The sequence below is a fragment of the Paraburkholderia sp. BR14374 genome, from assembly GCF_040948685.1.
Classification (GTDB): Bacteria; Pseudomonadota; Gammaproteobacteria; order Burkholderiales; family Burkholderiaceae; genus Paraburkholderia; species Paraburkholderia youngii.
The window spans coordinates 1-743 of sequence record NZ_JBFPKF010000124.1 but is presented as its reverse complement, the minus strand read 5'-3'; the positions used below and the strand labels follow the sequence as shown (position 1 = coordinate 743).

The following is a 743-nucleotide window of genomic DNA, read 5'->3' as shown; positions in this document are numbered from 1 at the left end:
GGGGTTCCTGCATCTCATCCATTCCGCGCATCGCATCCGCTGCCAAAGATCATGAACACGATATCCATAACGCCCGTCCCTCAAACCCCGTTTACACGGGACCCAAATTCAACAGCCTGCTAGGGCTAAGCATATTTTTATCAAAACGGCTGCACGCGTAATCTGCCGACCCGTAACCGCGAACGTCAGATGTTCCCTTTCGAGATACGCGTCGCACACAATCGCTAAGCCCCTTTCGTCAGCGCTTGGTGCTGCAGACACGGAGGAACGCGGCCTGTTATTTCGCCATAGTCAAACAGCGCATCGGCACATGGTACGGCTGTACGTTCCGGGAGCAATCAAAACAATCATATAGTAAGCATTGCTACTGTTCACACAGGGAGTGCAGATGGGCACCAACCTGACAGCGCCAGGTTTGCCGCAGCGCCCGATAAGAACGCGCGTCGCCTTAAATTGGTGGAACGTCGATTCCGCCTGAGTGAATTGCAGGTGCATGACGGGACTGATTGCGTCATCGACATACACACCAACGGCGTGCACGCTGGACCGCGGTCCTCGAGCTAGCGGTGATCCCGCCATCAATCTGGATGAACTCGCCCACGCGCTCCTATCGTGTGTGAACCGCCCCGGGATTTCCGGAGGCTCCACTTCTTGAGAAAATGGAGCTATGGAAAACACGAAGAAGAAGTGCCCAAGGTACTCGCCTGAAGTTCGTGAGCGGGCTGTGCGAATGGTTCTGGAAC

At 55.2% G+C, this 743-nt stretch carries 1 pseudogene; it reads right to left on the bottom strand.

The features are described 5' to 3' along the window. Window positions 1-405: 405 nt before the first annotated feature. Window positions 406-601: pseudogene (locus tag AB3X86_RS38310) on the bottom strand (ISNCY family transposase); the annotation flags it as partial. Window positions 602-743 lie beyond the last annotated feature (142 nt).